The 15,167-nt window shown below is 52.7% G+C and carries 10 protein-coding genes; 9 read left to right on the top strand and 1 reads right to left on the bottom strand.

Translation table 11 applies throughout. The features are described from left to right. Window positions 1–587 precede the first annotated feature (587 nt). Complete coding sequence (locus ACP59X_RS21520; protein ID WP_428559722.1) at window positions 588–1,685, bottom strand: transposase; 1,098 nt, start codon at window positions 1,683–1,685, stop codon at window positions 588–590. A 205-nt stretch (window positions 1,686–1,890) separates the two neighbouring features. Between ACP59X_RS21520 and ACP59X_RS21515 the strand changes: the two genes are divergently transcribed. The 9 genes from ACP59X_RS21515 to ACP59X_RS21475 all read left to right on the top strand — a co-directional run bounded on the left by ACP59X_RS21515 (window position 1,891) and on the right by ACP59X_RS21475 (window position 15,147). Continuing rightward, on the top strand, window positions 1,891–2,760 hold the full coding sequence (locus ACP59X_RS21515) for a WYL domain-containing protein (RefSeq protein ID WP_428562486.1): 870 nt from the start codon (window positions 1,891–1,893) through the stop codon (window positions 2,758–2,760). A 100-nt stretch (window positions 2,761–2,860) separates the two neighbouring features. Continuing rightward, complete coding sequence (locus ACP59X_RS21510; protein WP_428562485.1) at window positions 2,861–4,348, top strand: magnetosome protein MamC family protein; 1,488 nt, start codon at window positions 2,861–2,863, stop codon at window positions 4,346–4,348. A gap of 6 nt (window positions 4,349–4,354) precedes the next feature. Beyond that, entirely contained in the window at window positions 4,355–5,998 is a 1,644-nt protein-coding gene (locus tag ACP59X_RS21505) for a hypothetical protein (protein ID WP_428562484.1), read from the top strand. Window positions 5,999–6,551: 553 nt separating this feature from the next. Then, window positions 6,552–7,367, top strand: coding sequence for a tyrosine-type recombinase/integrase (locus ACP59X_RS21500; RefSeq protein ID WP_428562482.1), 816 nt, complete (start codon window positions 6,552–6,554; stop codon window positions 7,365–7,367). Continuing rightward, window positions 7,360–7,827 (top strand): terminase small subunit-like protein, encoded by a 468-nt coding sequence (locus ACP59X_RS21495; protein WP_428562480.1) that lies wholly within the window; start codon window positions 7,360–7,362, stop codon window positions 7,825–7,827. The genes ACP59X_RS21500 and ACP59X_RS21495 overlap by 8 nt, the downstream gene beginning before the upstream one ends. Continuing rightward, entirely contained in the window at window positions 7,824–8,093 is a 270-nt protein-coding gene (locus ACP59X_RS21490; protein ID WP_428562478.1) for a hypothetical protein, read from the top strand. The genes ACP59X_RS21495 and ACP59X_RS21490 overlap by 4 nt, the downstream gene beginning before the upstream one ends. 1,372 nt (window positions 8,094–9,465) lie before the next feature. Continuing rightward, window positions 9,466–10,317: a DNA damage-inducible protein D gene (gene dinD, locus ACP59X_RS21485; RefSeq protein ID WP_428562476.1), complete on the top strand. Its 852-nt coding sequence runs from the start codon at window positions 9,466–9,468 to the stop codon at window positions 10,315–10,317. 1,178 nt (window positions 10,318–11,495) lie between these two features. Continuing rightward, complete coding sequence (locus ACP59X_RS21480; RefSeq protein WP_428562474.1) at window positions 11,496–13,763, top strand: RIFT barrel domain-containing protein; 2,268 nt, start codon at window positions 11,496–11,498, stop codon at window positions 13,761–13,763. Window positions 13,764–13,845: 82 nt separating this feature from the next. Then, window positions 13,846–15,147 carry a chloride channel protein gene (locus ACP59X_RS21475; RefSeq protein ID WP_428562472.1) on the top strand — a complete coding sequence of 434 codons (1,302 nt, stop codon included), beginning with the start codon at window positions 13,846–13,848 and terminating at the stop codon, window positions 15,145–15,147. The last annotated feature ends 20 nt before the right edge of the window (window positions 15,148–15,167 follow it).

Raw genomic sequence — 15,167 nt, 5'->3', positions numbered from 1 at the left:
ATTTATGAAATAGTGCTACTCATTTTATTTATATCTCATTTCATTCGATAGATACGATGATCAGCATTTCATGCTGATCATCATATTTCACATATATATTACATCAATGATTTGGTATTCAAACCTTTAACCCGAGTGAGGTTGTTGTGGCTGGAACCTGTGTTCGCTGGTGAGCATGTATGGGAAGGGACGCGGACCGCGTCAGCCAGAAGAACGAACAAAGCTTTCGCTGCCGGGCAACCTGTTGACAAAAAAAAGTGTTTATGATGATAAGAAAAAGTGTTTTAGTGAAGGTTATTAACAGCAAGCAGAGTTATGGCCTTTGTTCCGTTATCACTATTTCTGTGGGCTGGCGTATAAATTATGGCACAAAGACTCAATCCTGATTCATCAAGTTCGAGGAAAATGCTTGAGCTTTATAGTCTGAGGGTTTTGCAAAAATAATACGAGCTACAGAATTAACACATTCCAACGGGCATGAGTGCTCATTTTTAAACACTAATGTGTTTTAATGCTGTCGTGTTTCTATTTTGCACATAATTCAGAAACGAATATCCTGATTTATGAGTATCAAAATCATATTGTTGCTATACTGTCAACAAACGAATCAATTGATCTGCTGTCAACGCAAGGATGCCAAACATAAGATGAGCAAAGACCTTAGGTCCACCGCGAACCATAAGACTTCTTCCGCCAAAATCATCTTTAAGACGGCTGTTAACACGTTCAGAATTAGTTCTTTCTCTGTATCGAATGCTAGTTGCTGGCTCCATTTCTTTTTTTATTCCATTGCGTCTTTTGTTAAAATCAATAATCGGAACGTGCCCCAATGAACGACTAAAGTCGCGAATTGTTTTGGAATCGTACGCTGAATCCATCAAGTCATAGAGACTTGTTACTCGTTCAGCGGACATTTTTGCCAACGGTATGGCTGCCTGACTATCGTGTAGTGAAGCAGAAGTAAGTATACAACTGATAGGAATTTGACCATCCGCCGAATCAATATGTAATTTATATCCAATCCATCGACGAAAATGCCCCTTACTGCTAGATTTAGCACCGATATCACATGCCATAGGAAGAGTCATTCTGGCTTCGTCGCTAGTCATTTCTATCTGTCGCTCAAGTAGCTTCTTTGTCTTTGGCTTTGTCTTGCTATTAATCGGCCGCCCCCTGCGGCGGCGTTTTTTGGGTTTGGGCGGATTCATTTTTTTAGTTGGTTTTTCTCTGGCGTTAATTTCTGTCGAATCACGACTAATATGCCCAATCAATCGTTCGCTACAATGTAGCCTGACAAGTCTTTCATGGGCATTTTGAGGCAAACCTTTTAAAGAGAATTCTGAAAATGCACGACTAAATACAGATTCATGCGGAATAGTTTTGTGTTCTTCAAAACCGCAAATCCGTCTAAGACTTGGCATCAATTGCAACGCTTCAACGAGAGCCCTTGTGTTAGGAAAATTTAAAACAGCTTTCGCAATAAACGCTCTGGCAATAGCTGCGCGACTATATGATGGCCTACCTCTTCCGAATCGAGGCAAATCCGAAATATGATCTTCTATGCGAACCAACTCAATAATCTCAACGAGTCTTTTCTGCTTATCTGTCAAAGAACCAAACTTTTCTTCTAAACATGGAATCAAAGAACCTTGTATGGCACCGAGGATGCGTGATAGGAGTCTCATGGAAGCTGGCTCGTGTGGTTTTAGTTTAGGTTTGTGGTGAACTCAAACTACCACATAACCAGCTTCCGTTCTACTCCTATCCATACGGTTTTGCAGGATTATTTAGCAAAACCGATTTTTGCAAAACCCTCGTCTGTTAGTATTTTCTGGAAGGAAGCATACATTAACTAAGCTAGCTGAAAGGCTTCAGTGTTCCAAGGCAACTGTGCTTCGTCTGATGACAGATGTCGAACTTACTGAAGTTATAGATACTGGGAAAGATGGAAAGGAGCGTTGGTTTAGAATAAACAAATTAGCGAAAAGAACAGCAAAAATATTTACTCATGAAAATATACAGCAATTAGTTCTCTGTAGAGATATTCTTTTTAGCCTATTGCCTGCAGATTTGGTCGTAGAATTGGGGGATACTGTTGATAGCGCTGCTGAATTGATCCCGGACAAAGAAATAAGAAGCTATGCATTGTCACCGTTGGCAAGGTCCTGTATGAAGGGTGCTGTTGATTATACACCATTTCAATCGATAGTTACAAAAATAATGCAGGCTATTCCCAAGAAAAGGGTGTGCACTGTTTTGTATCGCAGTATAAAAAGCAAAGAAATTCGTGAATTTGTGGTCGCTCCAATGCGCATTATGGCGTATCATGAGAGTTTATATGTTGAGTGTTGGAGAATTAAGAATGAAAATGGACAAGAAGTGATTCAGCCGATGACTTTGGCTGTGCAAAGAATTAAGTCTTTTGACCCGATGCTAAAAAGGAAGCATGAATTCACAGAATATCCCGTATGTGATGAAGTGTCGTTTGGTTTTATGAAACAAGCTTCAGAACGAGTTCGCGTTCATTTTGATGAATCTATTTCGATGTATGTGTCAGAGCGAAAGTGGAGTGAAGATCAAGAAATTTTTGTATTAGATGATGGCTCAATAGATCTTCTGCTGACAATTGGTAGTAAAGAAGAATTTTTTTCTTGGATTTTGAGTTTTGGACAATTGGCTGAGATTGTTGAGCCTATAGATTTGCGTGATGAATTTGTTTGTAAGTTAAATTCGCTAAAAGATGTTTATATCAAAAAATAGTTTTAATATTATTTGCTCTGAGCTATTTATTTTTTAACCTCTGTCTTTTCTTAGTTTTCTATTGCATTTTTTGTATTTTTAAACTTGCGAGGTAGGCGTTGTGGATCATGATTCTTTAGAAAAAAAGTTTGAAAATGCATTTTCTGTGGCTTCTGCTACTTCCCCGGTGTTTAGTCATGAGGCTAAACAGCAAATGGGGAAGATGGTTGAGACTATTCTGCGTGGCAACAAAAATATGCAAACGCATCCCGGTCTAGCTGCTGCGAATAGAGGAGGCTTTATAGCGGAAGAGTTTCATGTTGAGTCCTTTAATCTTGATACAATTTTAAAAAATAAAGATATACGCGCATATACAGATAAATATCATCCTGAGTGGCTGAATTTGTCAAGACGTGGGAATGATGGTGCTACTGATATCGTCGTCGTTCAAGACGGTAAGGAAGTTTTGACAGCACAATCAAAGTATTGTGCATCAGCTGAAGATACAAGCCGAGCTTTATCTGAAGTTAAAGACAGTGTCCCTAAGTATGGTGATAATGATGTTTACTTGGCTCCTTCTGATCAGGTCAAAGCAAAAGATGGGTGCACTGGCATTTCAGAGCATGCAGAAGCTGCATCGTATGCCCAGGAACAAGCTGGCAAAACAATAGAGTCTAAGGCTTCGGCTCAAACGGCTCGAAAAGTGAGGGATGTTATTGAGCAGGACGGAGTTTCTTCTTCTCCCTTGACAAAGGAGGAAGCGACTAAGTTGGGCGAAGGAGATTTGTCAAAAATAAAAAAAATTGAATCTCAATACCAAACTCAATCGACTATTCAACAAGTAACTAACGCTGCGTCAGGTGCTGCAGCATTGTCTGCAATTGTTTGTGGGACTGTCAATGTCGTGAAATATATACAAATGGTTCGCAATGGTGAAATTGCTGAGGAAGAGGCGATTTTAAAAATAATTTGTGAAACTGCTTCTTCTGCAGCAGACAGTGCAGTAAAAGCTGGGTCTGTTGTCTGCGCCCAAAGTTTGCTTGTTCGTTATGGTGCGGAATCCGTTGTTATTGACAGTTTGGCAAGGCAAAGTGTTAGTAGTTTACTTAAAACAAACGCGGCCACTGTCGGTGTAGTATGTATGATTGATGCTATAAAGGATTTGGTTTTGTTGGGAACTGATAAAATCACATCAGATCAATTTTTTGAACGCCAAGGAAAAGGTATACTGAATACATCGTCTGGCATTTTTGGAGGAAGTCTCGGAGCTGTTAGTGCGCAAACTTTAGCTTCAAGTTTTGGATTAAACATCGCTATGGTTACTCCACTAGTAGGGGGACTTGCTGGGGGCTTGATTGCGGGATTAGCCATGAATCTGGCGATAGAGAACCATGTTGAAAAACCATACAAAGAATTGGTCTATAATACTGAAAATCTTCGTGGTGCAGTTTGTGAACTACAGCGTCTTTCCCAATTTGTTTTTAAAAGCCAAGTGTTGTTTGTACAAGTATTTGAACGAGATCATCAGCTTGATCAACTGTTTGCTTCAAAACTTGATAAAATCGACGAAACGGGTTTGTATGCTCGTTCTGTCATTGCAAAAATTTAGGAGAATATGATGCTTACACTTACTGACGCTGAAGTGAAGACCTTTGATACTGAGCTTGAACCTGTTCTTGAATGGGCGAAAACTCGTAGTGTCGAAGCGGAACAATTGGCACTTGATTGTGCTCGACTTCTTTCCTGCACTGAAGACCGTTTGGATCAAATAAAAGGTCAAGGTTTTTTTCGGCGCTGTTGGGGACAGTTGTCTGGAAAAACTGGAGAAATGGAGCGAGCCAATACTTCGGATTTAATTCTAATGCAAAAAGCCTCTTTGAGGTATATCGGTTTGTTGCAGGAAAGGCAATTGATGATGGCTCATTCCATGCTTACTTTGAAGAACAATTTAGTTGCTTTGGCAGTAAAGGAAGAGGAGACGCGCCTCTTGATTTTGGATTTAGCTAATAATGCATTGAAAAGATTTCAAGAATTAGAAAACAGAGTAGATCAACTTGCGATTTCTACAAATCTTCAAGGTTGGGTTTTGACTTTAGAGGAGAGAGGGTATGAGGAAAAGTTTAAAACAAATTTTTTTCGCATGTTTCGTATCGTAAATGATTTTTATAATTACAAAAGCGACGAATGGAATTATACAGATATACTTTTTTTACGTAAAGCTTTGAAGTTGGTTGGGATAGATCCAAAAATGGAAATATCTATTCAGGAGTTTGTTGAAAAATCTATCGAGGAAATACTTTATCAAGGTTTTGATATTTATGAAGACTTGGTGTTATCACAGTTCGTTGACAGGCAAATGGGCGGAGAATTAACGATTAATAGCGTCTCTTCTAATTATTTCACTGCAATACATGCTTTGCTTTTTCATTATATTGATAAGTCTGAGATTGTTGAAACTTTAAGTGAGGAATTGTCTGTCTCGAAAGATATTGCTTTGAAAAAAATTATTACACGAACCATCTCTCGTTTGAATGTTGATGTGTCGAAAACGTTGCCTCTTTCTGACATTGCTATTGAAATTTTGGGTGGAATACGTCTTGCTAATATGCTTATTGAACCTAATTTAGTCGGAGGCTGTCTGTCTAATGTAGAAACGCCATGTGAAGATGTCGCGGCTGTATTTCCTGCTACTTCAGAAAAAGATGGTGTAGATGAGGCTGATAGTGATAACAATATCTGTTCTTTTTTAGTCGATGCATTGGGGTTGGATAAAAACAAAACTAATTTCACAGATTATTTTATCAAAGGGTATGAAGATATTTGTAGTCCTTTGAATCTTTGTGATGTGCCAAGTGGTTTTGATTGTACTAAAAATGACTTGATTTTTTGTGCAAAATACACAGTTGCTGGACTAAAGCTATTGACAAGGGAATGGGTTTACTTTGGATACGGACTTTGTTTTTCTCGCAGTTATTTGTGTTTTGATTTTAGTTTTTTAAATCTAGTGTCGATGCCTATTCTTGAATTTGCTAGGATTATTCGTATTGAACGCAATCGCCAAAAAGACTATCAAAAATATGACTTGATTTATTATGACTCTGGTTCTCATGTGGAAATATTTTCTACATTTGAACCGAAGAATCTGTTTAATCTAGACGGTAATAATTATGAAAAATTATTTTCTATTTTAGAAGGTATAATTAGTCTCCGTGGGGGCTACAAGGGCCGCTATCTAGATGTTCCCCGTGTAAAGATATGACCATAAATAGATAGCGTCTATTGGGCCTAGCGCCCCTTGCTCCGGGCGTCTGTAGGCACTGCAGTCAGATAGAGGGACTCTAACTGTCATGTCGGGACAATTTTACCCTTGCCGGAAGAGGGTCAAACTGATAGGTCCAAATCAGAGAAAATGATTGTCAACTATTTTTGAAGTCTAAATATACTAGGCTGTTATCTCTTGAGGTGGGGTCCGAGGGTGCAGAGTCTCCCCTTCGGCACCATCTGAACATCCGACACGGTCCGATTTAGTCCAAAAGACCGCGAGATTCTTAAGAAACCGGGCGAGAGATCGTCCGGTTTCGTCTTTTTGCGTCCGTTGACATCCAGTATTCTTAGGGACACATGTAGGGGCATGGACGAAATGCCTCTGTCTGCTAGGGGCATCTCGAAGGCAAGCCCAGGGACATGTGAAAGAGGCTTAGTGGCCCTTGGGTTTGCGGGCGATGCGGGACACCAGAAAAGTGCCCCAAACCAACCCCGAAAACGCTTGATGCCCCTATCAGGGATGAGGTGCCCCCATGCCAAGAAGGGTCTTGCCTCTCACCGACGTGGCCGTCAGAAATGCCAAGACCCAGGCCAAGGCCTATAAGCTCGCGGACGGCGGTGGCCTTTACCTGGAAGTGTTGCCATCGGGCGGCAAGTCCTGGCGCATGAAGTATTACATGGATGGCCAGGAAAAGCGGATCGTCTTCGGCCTGTGGCCCGACGTGACGCTCAAGCAGGCTCGGCAATACCGTGATGAAGCTCGTGCCCTGGTGGCTGGCGGTATCGACCCGGCAGCATCCATCAAGCAGGAGAAGGCCGAGGCCCGCGCCAACGCCGTGACCTTCGAGAAGGTGGCCCGGGAATGGCTGGCGAAGATCAGCCCCACCTGGGTGGATTCCCACGCCGACAAGATGACGCGGCGCTTCGAGGTCGAGCTTTTCCCCTGGCTGGGGGCGCTTCCCATCAAAGACATCAAGGCGGCCGAACTGCTGGCCGTTATCCGTCGTATCGAAGCCCGGGGAGCCAAGGACACGGCCCGCCGGATGATGCAGAGCACCGGGCAGGTCTTCCGCTACGCCGTGGCCTGCGGGCTGGCCGAACGCGACATATCCGCCGACCTGCGGGGAACGGCTGCACGGCTGGGAGATGCTACCTCGACCAGTCGCCGTGTCCGGTCTGGCCCTTCAGGTCGGGGCGGTCCCCATACTATGGCGAAGGACGCAAGGAACGGCTTCGGGAGCACGCCATCCGGTCGGGTTCAGAAGCGAATTTTCGCCCGAAATTGGACGGAGCATGCCCGCCCCTTCCTTCGGGTCATCCCGCCGTCATCGGGCGATAAAAAAAGGAGCCATTGCCATGGGTAAAATACAGGTTGCGAAGACCGGGCGGCCGAGCACGTACTCGGAGGATGTGGCAGACACGCTCTGTCAGGAACTTATGGCGGGCAAGAGCCTTCGGACGATCTGCGCCGTGGAGGGGATGCCATCAGCCTCGACGGTCTATGCTTGGCTGAGGCAGTACCAGGAGTTTGCCGCGCAATACGCCCGCGCGCGCGAGGTGCAAGCCGACGTGCTGGCCGATGAAATCCTCGAAATCGCCGACTCGGACCTCGACCCGAACCGTGCGCGTGTGATGATCGACGCCAGGAAATGGCTTGCCGGGAAGCTGCGGCCGAAGAAATACGGCGACCGTGTGGAGCTTGACCACAAGGTGGACGGAACCCGGCCGATGCAAGTCACGGTGAACGTGGTGCCTTACGAAAAAACCGAGTCCGCCATTGAAGGCGAGATCGTCAAGCCCGCGCTGGAAAGGGGGACCGAATGAGTTTCGATATTTGGGAGCAGGCCCGGCGGTTTCTCAACGGCGAGGTGCCCGACGATGACGACGCGGCCCGACGCGCGAGGGAAGAGGCCGAGGCCCAGACGAATGCGGCAATGGCACGGCAGCGTGGCCTGTTTTTCGGTGCGGACGGCGAGGACGAAACCAGGATTTCCCGAATGCGAAAACGCCAGGTCCGAGAATGGCAGGCCATAGTGAACGCGCCGAGTAGCTTGCGGTCACAAGGAGCAACGCTGACGCCAGAGGAATAGACCTCATTGAAAAATTCCCACATGGGCGGCCTGCTTCCATTATGAGGTGGGGCTGACCGTGAGGCGGTTGGGTAGCGTGTTGGGGAGCCGGGAAGAGGTTTTGGAGTAAGGACAGCGGTACGCACGCACGCGCGTAAGAATATGAACCGCCGCCAAGACACAGTGACTTGAAGTGACTTGCCCCGTTGGCCCGAAAACTACGGGCAAATACGGCTATCCACCTGCGACGAAGATTTCGTCGAGGCCCTGGTCGGGCGAGGTGTGTATAAAAAATATACACAAAGCGGCTGTCTCCGGTTCGGGGGCGGCCGTTTCCATTTTCGCCGGCACGGTCGCCGTCCGGGTGGTCACAAAAACTCACGTTGGCGGGCGTGATCTCCTTCAGAAAAGTTCAGTCGCCGCCCACGGTGTCGGACCTCACAAAACCTCACATTGGCTGCGTCTATGGCGAGGGGGCCGCTAGGGAAAACTAGGTTTGGCAGGCATGGTGCCGAACCTGAAAAAACCTGAGATCGTCCGCTTGTGGCTGGACCTGCTGCTTGGGAAAACTTGTGCCCGGCGCTGGCGTCGTATTGATAAATATTGAGATCGCGACGGCGCTTGCGTCCGTCCCTGCGGCGGTAAGCAATAGTCAGTTCTTCTCGGCTGGCCACGTCGCTTGCGACCTGTCAAAACCAGTCAGCCCAAGGCGTGGCGGCAGTCCCATCGTTTGCGGTTCGCACGCAGGTTTGCACAAATTCCTTCGCGCGAGAGTGCGTACCGTCAAACCGAATCGAACAAGTTCATATCCCTGAAAGACAGGAAGGGCGCGGCGTTCCGGTGACGAGTGTTCGGTTGTGAGCGGTTTTTGTGCGCGGCATTTCTTCACACGCGCGCATAGGCGTCGGAGAACCCGGCCCGATTTCCACTCCGGTTTCCACGAAATCCTTCACCGCGAGGGGTGGCAACCTGACGACGGTTACCAGGGTTCCCTACGCGCGGGAGGATGGTAACCACGAAGTCACCGGCTTGGTCGCCAGGAACCCCACGTGCGAGAGGTGGGGACTATCCCCGGTCAATCCTCGTGAGCATGGCCTTTGCCTTTGCGCCCATGTCTTGCCGAATGGATTCCAGGGCCACTTTGTCGTTGCCCTGGAAACTATGGATAGGCATAAAGGAGCTTACCAAGACGACTAAAGCTCTCCGTCTGCCCCCTGGGCCTGCGCACGGACTTTCGACAGACTGGGGACACGCCTGCACGCCGCCATCAATGTGATGATCGAGTGCTCTTGCCTGAGCATATTTCGATCGGTCGAGGAGTTATTGGCGGGGCTGGCGGGGGTGAGAGACAAAAGGGATGGGGCAGAGCGGAAAAATTTAAAGGGGAAAGATAATGAGCCCAGACGAGATTGAAAAAGAGCACCACCAAACGTTTGAGGAAGTTCGGAATTCTGACGACGACGGGGGTGAATATTGGCTTGCTCGAAAATTAAGTGAAATATTAGGGTATTCCCAGTTTAGACACTTCCTTCCGGTTATAGAAAAAGCGAAAGAGGCATGCCGGGGTAGCGGACAAAATGAGGATGACCATTTTGAGGACATCCTCACAATGGTCCCCATCGGTTCTAGGGCGCATCGCCAGATCGAAGACATAAAATTATCAAGGTATGCTTGCTACTTAATCGTTCAAAATGGCGACCCTTCAAAGCCAGTGATTGCAGTAGGCCAGGCTTATTTCGCAATTCAGACACGACGGCAGGAACTACGGGATGGCTCGGCGTTCGGCCAACTCTCCGAGGATGATCGGAGGCTGGCTCTGCGATCTGAAATGGCCAACCACAACAAGGGATTGTGCGCCGCTGCTAAAGATGCTGGTGTTTTAACAAGCCTTGATTATGCGATATTCCAAGATCATGGGTACAAAGGACTGTATAACGGGTTGGGCGCAAAAGCTATCAAGGCAAAGAAAGGGCTGAAGAAAAGCCAGCAGATTCTTGACCATATGGGAAGCACTGAATTGGCAGCAAACTTATTTAGAGCTACTCAGACAGAAGAAAAGCTACGCCGCGAAAATATTAAAGGTAAACTAGCTGCTAACAAAACACATCATGCTGTTGGCGCAAAAGTCCGCCAAACAATAAAAGAGCTTGGCGGGACAATGCCTGAAGATCTGCCAACTCCTGAAAAAAGCATCAAAAAAATAGAGTCTGAAAAGAAGAAGGCTCTACCGCAATCTGAAGAGTAACCTCTCCCCCCCGGCCCGCCCCGCGCGGGCCTTCTCTTTTCCCGCCCCGAGTTCTACCGGAGTGGGGCTTGGCGCAGATTCGGACAGGAAATTTCACCTGAAAATGGCGGTCGTGCATTACCCCGCCCGCAAGGTCACATACTCCAAGACCAGTTCCCGCATGTGGTAAAATGATGGCACGTCTAGCCCCCGCTGGTGAAGCTCCCGGGCTTCGTCGTGGAGGCCGGCCTTCCGTAGCGCGGCGACGGCGGCGAGGTGAAACTCGTACATATCCCAGCCGGGAAGGACGGTAAGCGACGGCTTGGCCATGGCAGGCTGGTATCAGGCCGAGGCCCAGGCGGTCTACCAGTGGACAGTGAGTGGACACCTGAAAAAAGGGCAGGAGATTACATCGAGGTTACACCCGAAAAGGGCCGGGACCATGGGTGTGGTGGTGGGATGCCGATTGCCGAAATACCGTCCACCTGTGGCGCGGGCCTAGACGACGGCGTGCTCGCCGGGTGTGAAATCGGGCGCGGTGGAGGTGATGGGGGTAGCCTGAAATTTTAGGGGCACATTTAGGGGCATGCAAATTTTTTCAATTTTTTTTCATGTTGAAATACGAATAGTTATATATAAAATATGTGCCTCCCCTTCGCACCATATGAAAGTAAAGCCTCAGGTAGCCGCCTGGGGCTTTTTGGTCTTTGTTCTCCTGTCTTTCTCGCCATTTTTCCCCGAATGCACACTGTTTGATGACAGTTGGAGTCGAGGAAGCCGGTCCTTGCGACGGCCAGGACGGCTGCGACCACGTTTGTGAGCATCGAGCACGAAGGTCGTTGCGGTCTCTCGGCCAGGTGATTTCTCACCAGAGCCGCTTCCGGCCCGGTGCGTCACGGTGGCACGGCACGAAACCCTCCCGGGACCTTCGGCCGCTCGTGGCGGTTGGCACGGATTATTCCAGACGGCAAAAAAATATTACCTTGTCCGGATTTTCCGTGTAATGCTTGCATGCACTGGAAGCTCCTTGCTTCCTGTCCCGCAATATTCATAATGGTTATGATTGTTCGTATGTTTGCCAAGCAAATTGGTTCGGTTGCATTGTGCATCATGTCAAAATGGTACATTCGCTTGTTGGCTTGATTTATTGATATGCCACAAAGGCAAGCACAGCCCTGGCGCCAGTCTGGAGGAACGGCATGACCACCGCCCCGCTGTCGCACCTGCTCCTTGTCGTCGGTCTCGTGTTGTCCGCGCTGCCTGGCCCGGTCCTGGCCATGGATGTGCCCTTGACCATCACCAATCCCGAAGCCGTGGCGAAAACCGCGGAACCCATCACCTCGGGCGTGCCTTTTGCCCCCGGGGTGCTCACCGACGCGGCCGACGTCGGCCTGCTGCGCGACGGCGCGGAGATCCCCGGCCAGTTCCAGGCCACGGCCCGTTGGCCGGACGGAAGCGTACGCTGGTTGCTGTGCGATTTCCAAAGCGACCTGCCGGCCGGCGGCAGCGCCGTGGTTACCCTGCGTACCGGCCGGCGCCAAAGCCCGGTGGCCGACATCACGGTCAGCGAAGACGCCGTGGCCGTGCATGTCGACACGGGAGCCACGGTCTTCCATTTCGCCAAGGACGCCCTTTCCCTGGCGGGCGCCCCCTACACGGCACGCCATGCCGGCCATGACTACCTGGCCGTGCCCGCAGCCGGAGGCTGGGTCGTGGAGGAGGCCGGCCCCATGAAGGTCGTGATCCGCATCGAGGGCGACTGGCGGCGGGACGGCGCCGGCCTGCGGGACCCGCTGATCCGGTTCCGGGCCCGGTTGTTTTTTTTCAGGGGCAAAACCTGGTACCGGGCGGCCCTGACGTTTCGCAACAACAATCCGGCCGGCTTCAACGCCGAGGTCACGCCCCCCGGGCCTCTGACCCTGGACGGGCTCGCCTGCGGCCTGGCCTTGCTGCCCGCGGGCGGCGCCTACGTCTTCGGCGCCGGAGTGGAAAGGACCCACGAACTTCTCGTGTCCGGTTCGGATGGCGTGACCCTGGCCGAGCCCCGCTACGACGTCAACGGCCAGATCGCCCCGGGCTGGACCGCCGACAGGCCGCTGGCCCTGCCTGCCCCGGCCTACACCTGGGCCACCAGGGCCTTCGGCTACGTGGTCCCGCCCGTGACCGGGTTGCCGGCCGGCCGCCAGGCGGTCTTTGACCATTTCGAGCGCCTGCAGCGTGCCAAGGTCGACCCCGACGTGTTGCAGGACCTGCCCCACATCCCGGGCATCACGGCCTTCGGCCATCTGGCCGCCGACCTGGACAGCTGGCACGACTACGGGGACCTGCGCTGGGGCGGCGGCTTCGGCCCCTTTTCGGGCAACCACTACGACTGGAGCTATGGCCTGTACCTGCATTTCCTGCGGACCGGCCGGACAGGTTTCGCCAATCTGGCCCGTGTCATGGCCCGGCACGAGATCGACATGGACCTCTATCACTGCGGCACGGACGGGACCGCCTACAATTACCAGAAAAACTGGGAGTCGCGGCCATCCCACGACGGCCCGGAAAACGGCTTCGGCCCGGGCCGCCCCAGCCACGGCTGGATGCAGGGCTACGCGCTGCATTGGCTCCTGACCGGCGACCCGAGGGGAAGGGATGCCGTGGAGGAACTCCGTGAAGGCCTCGGCCAGTACATCTACGAGTCCTTCAACAACGAGGGCTACATCGACACCAACGAGATCCGCATCGCGGGCTGGATGGTGGACGCCCTGGTGACGCTCTGGCGCCTCGATCCCACCTGGACCTTTGCCACGACCAACTACGGAACCAAGACCATTCCCCAAGCCATCCAGGACATCCTGCGGGCGGTCTTCGACCGCGAACAGGCGGCCGGCGGCCAGGGGTTCGTGTACGCCGGGGATTCGTATGCCCCGGACCCGAACCTGCGCCAGCCCCTCATGAACTGCTACGTGCTCGAACCCCTCATGAAGGCCTACGAGGAGGTCTTCCGGGGCAGGGACGACGGCTATGCCGCCAGCCTGCTGGGGCTCATCCGCCGCATGACCGGGTTTCTCATGGCCGTGACCTACGGCGGGGACAGCAATGCCGAGGGGAACTACCGGCCCCGGCAGATGCCGTATATGGTCGATATCGCCACCGGGCCGACCGACGGCCAGGTGCCCTACATCCTCATGGCGGCCAACGCGGCGGCCTTCGGCTTCCTGCACACCGGCGAGCCCCGATTCCTGGGCTACGCCCGCCAGGCCTTCGCCGATTACGTCCAGTACATCGGCCTGGCCGGCGGCGACAGCTATGTCGACCCCGCCCGGTGGACACCCACCTGCTACAATTCCGACGTCTACCCGGACACCGAATCCAAGGTCCATGGCTGGTCGTCGCGCTACGGGCAATACATCCTGCACATGGAGACGCTGCTTTCCAGCCGCTTGCCCGCTTGGCCGCTCTTGCTCCTGCTTGGCCATTGAGTCCTGGTCGGGCAGGCCTTGGCAAGGGCGTGGCCGGCCCTTGCCATTGCGAAGTCCTGCCCGGCTGGGGTATGCGCGGGCGATGGGCAAGCCGACATCCCCGCCCCGGGCGGGCCAAGCCTCGGGTTCGCCGCTGCACCGGCTCGGCGGCGTGGTCGTGCTGACCGGGCTTGTCGCCGGCGTCGGCGGCATGGGCCTGGCCCTGCTGTTGCACGCCGTCCAGCACCTGGCCTTCGGCTACGAAATCGGCCACTGGCACGGCACGGTGAGCTTTCTGCAAGGGGTTGCCGGGGCGAGCCCCGAACGGCGGGTCCTGGCGCTTGGCGTCTGCGGCCTGGTGGCCGGGTTGGGCTGGTGGGGCCTGCGCCGCTACTGCCGGCCGCTGGTCTCCATCGCCCAGGCCGTGGCCGCCGACGACCACCGCATGCCGGTTTTCGCCACCACGGCCCACACCCTGCTCCAGATCGTCACCGTGGGCCTGGGCTCGCCGCTCGGGCGCGAGGTGGCGCCCCGGGAGTTCGCCGCCGTCTATGCCGGGCGCCTGGCCGGGTTGGCCGGGCTGACCGGCGAGGAGACGCGGGTGATCGTGGCCTGCGCCGCCGGGGCCGGGCTCGCCGCCGTGTACAACGTGCCGGTTGGCGGCGCGCTGTTCACCCTGGAAGCCTTGCTGTGCACCTACCGGTTTTCCGCCGTCATCCCGGCCCTGGCCACGGCCGGCATCGCCTCCATGGTCGCCTGGCTGGGCCTGGGCGATGTCTGGCAGTACCAGTTCCCGCCGCTGGCCATTTCGGCCTCCCTGGTCGGCTGGTCCGTGGCGGCCGGGCCGCTCTTGGGCGCCGTGGCCTTCGGTTTCTCCCGGGCCGCGGCGGCGGCGCGGGAAAGCGCTCCCCGGGACCGGCGGCTCATCCCGCTGTGCCTGGTGAATTTTTTGGGGCTGGGCCTGCTGTCCATCCCCTTTCCGGAACTGCTCGGCAACGGCCGGGGGCCCATCCAGCTCAGCCTGGAAAACGAACTGGGTACCGGGTTGGCGGCGGCGCTTTTCGCGCTCAAACTGGGCGTCGTCGTGGCCAGCCTGCGGGCCGGGGCCGCGGGCGGGCTGCTCACGCCCGGCATGACCCTGGGCGCCATGCTGGCCACGGTCACGGCCGGCGCCTGGAACGCCGTGTTCCCGCCGCTGGCGCCGGCCGCCTTCGCCATCATCGGGGCCGGGGCCTTCCTGGCCGCCTCCATGCGCATGCCCCTGGCCGCCATCGTGCTCACCTTCGAGTTCACGCGCTTCGACCACGATTTCTTCTATCCGCTGGTGTTCGCCGTGGTCGGGGCCTACGGCACCTGCGTGTGGCTGTCGGGCCGGGCCGGCCAGCCGGTGCCGGCCGGCCATTGAGGCGCGGGGCCGTCGCCCGC

This window comes from Solidesulfovibrio sp. DCME (assembly GCF_049995385.1).
GTDB lineage: Bacteria > Desulfobacterota > Desulfovibrionia > Desulfovibrionales > Desulfovibrionaceae > Solidesulfovibrio.
The sequence above is the reverse complement of the archived record's forward strand: the minus strand, read 5'-3'. Positions and strand labels throughout refer to the sequence as shown.

Excerpts from the sequence above, each read along its gene's own strand:
- ACP59X_RS21505 (WP_428562484.1), top strand. The coding sequence starts at position 4,355 with ATGATGCTTACACTTACTGACGCTGAAGTGAAGACCTTTGATACTGAG.
- ACP59X_RS21520 (WP_428559722.1), bottom strand. The coding sequence starts at position 1,685 with ATGAGACTCCTATCACGCATCCTCGGTGCCATACAAGGTTCTTTGATT.
- ACP59X_RS21475 (WP_428562472.1), top strand. The coding sequence starts at position 13,846 with ATGGGCAAGCCGACATCCCCGCCCCGGGCGGGCCAAGCCTCGGGTTCG.
- dinD (WP_428562476.1), top strand. The coding sequence starts at position 9,466 with ATGAGCCCAGACGAGATTGAAAAAGAGCACCACCAAACGTTTGAGGAA.
- ACP59X_RS21495 (WP_428562480.1), top strand. The coding sequence starts at position 7,360 with ATGGGTAAAATACAGGTTGCGAAGACCGGGCGGCCGAGCACGTACTCG.
- ACP59X_RS21480 (WP_428562474.1), top strand. The coding sequence starts at position 11,496 with ATGACCACCGCCCCGCTGTCGCACCTGCTCCTTGTCGTCGGTCTCGTG.
- ACP59X_RS21490 (WP_428562478.1), top strand. The coding sequence starts at position 7,824 with ATGAGTTTCGATATTTGGGAGCAGGCCCGGCGGTTTCTCAACGGCGAG.